The organism is Paraburkholderia sp. Ac-20347, assembly GCF_017104805.1.
In the GTDB taxonomy this organism is placed as follows: domain Bacteria; phylum Pseudomonadota; class Gammaproteobacteria; order Burkholderiales; family Burkholderiaceae; genus Paraburkholderia; species Paraburkholderia tropica.
Genome location: NZ_JAAGPN010000539.1, coordinates 1 through 1,887, shown reverse-complemented (window position 1 = coordinate 1,887; position 1,887 = coordinate 1). Strand labels below are relative to the sequence as shown.

The 1,887-nt window shown below is 70.1% G+C and carries 2 protein-coding genes; both read left to right on the top strand.

Annotated elements, in window-relative coordinates; genetic code table 11:
* On the top strand, positions 1 to 506 hold a 506-nt coding region (locus G3N97_RS38470), incomplete at its 5' end, for a LolA-related protein (RefSeq protein WP_205997950.1).
* Between the two features lie 58 nt (positions 507 to 564).
* Positions 565 to 1,887, top strand: a 1,323-nt coding sequence (locus G3N97_RS38465; protein WP_205997949.1) for an MMPL family transporter, incomplete at its 3' end; no start/stop codon positions are given.

The following is a 1,887-nucleotide window of genomic DNA, read 5'->3' as shown; positions in this document are numbered from 1 at the left end:
AGACCGGCCGCGCGGCCTTCACCGAAACGCGCTGGCTCGCGATCGCCGCGGAGCCCGTCGAATCGTCGGGTGAACTGGCGTTCGCCGCGCCCGATCATCTGGAGAAGAACACGCTGAGCCCGAAGCCCGAGCATCTCGTCGTCGACGGCGACATGCTCACGGTCGATCGCAACAACCGCAAATACACGCTCGCGCTCGCGCACTATCCGGAAGTGGGCGCGTTCATCGAGAGCATCCGCGCGACGCTGACGGGCAATCGCTACGCCCTCGAACAGACCTACAAGGTCGCGCTCGCCGGTCACGGCGACGACTGGACGCTCACGCTCACGCCGCTCGATTCGCGCATGCGCAAGGTCGTCGACACGATCACGCTCGAAGGTTCGCGCGGCGAGCTGCGCAGCGTGGCGATCCAGCAGGCGGGCGGCGATCATTCGCTGATGAAGCTGCATCCGCTCGCCGCGACGGCGGCCACGGCGGCGAAGGGTTCGGCGTCCACGTCGGGCTGAGCGCCCGGCATCGCCCTGTCCACACGAACAACACCAACAAGACATAAGGGACGCGCCGATGGACCACCGCACCCGCCCCGACCCCGCGCCAGGTTCCGCCCGCAGTGCCGGATTCGCGCAGCCCGCCGTCCTGCTGTGGCTGCTGTTTCTGCTCGGCTGCGCCGTGGCCATCGCGCGCGCGCAGTTCAACACCGACCTCTCCGCCTTCCTGCCGCGCGCGCCGAGCGCGGGTCAGCGCGTGCTGATCGAGCAACTGCGCGACGGGCTGGTTTCGCGGCTGATTCTCGTCGGCATCGAAGGCGGCGATGCGTCGTCGCGCGCGCGGCTTTCGCGCGCGATGGGCACGACGCTGCGCGCCGATCCGCAATTCGCGGCGGTCCATAACGGCGAGGCCGTCAACGATGCGCGCGACCAGCAGTTCGTCTACGCGCATCGTTATGCGCTGAGTCCGGCGGTCACGCCGCAGCGTTTCAGCGTGGCGGGCCTGCACGACGCGCTCGGCGAGAGTCTCGATCTGCTCAGCTCGTCGGCGGGACTCGTGGCGAAGGATTTGCTGCCGCACGATCCGACCGGCGAAGTGGCCGCGCTCGTCGATCAGCTCGACAGCGCCGCGCAGCCCTCGACGCGCGACGGCGTCTGGGCCTCGCGTGACGGCGCGCGCGCCGTACTGGTCGCGCAGACCGCCGCCTCGGGCTCGAACACCGACGCCCAGGCGCGCGCGATCGACGCCGTGCAGCGCGCCTTCGACGCCGCCACGCGCACGCTGCCGGACGGCGCTCACGCCGACGCGTATCGCCTGCTGATGACCGGTCCCGGCGTGTTCTCGGTGCAGACGCGCGACGCGATTCGCCATGACGTCGAGCGCATTTCGGCGCTGAGCCTCGTGCTGATCGTCGCGCTGCTGCTCACGCTCTATCGCTCGCCGCGCACGCTCGTGCTCGGCCTGCTGCCGGTGCTTTCGGGCGTGGCGGCGGGCATCGCGGCCGTGAGCCTCGCGTTCGGCACCGTGCAGGGCATCACGCTCGGCTTCGGCACCACGCTGATCGGCGAGGCGGTCGATTATTCGATCTATCTGTTCGTGCAGTCATCGGCATCTTCGTCGACATCGGCATCGACGCAGGCGCAGCGCGCCGCCGCCCTGCGCGCGTGGATTGCGAACTGGTGGCCGACGATCCGCCTCGGCGTGCTGACCTCCGTGTGCGGTTTCGCGTCGATGCTGTTTTCGGGCTTTCCGGGCCTCGTGCAACTGGGCGCGTATTCGATCGCCGGGCTCGTGACCGCCGCGCTCGTCACGCGCTTCGTGCTGCCGCATCTGCAAGGCGGCGCGCATGCGATCCGCGACGTCTCGCGCCTCGGCGCGGCGCTCGCGCGCGCCGCCGCT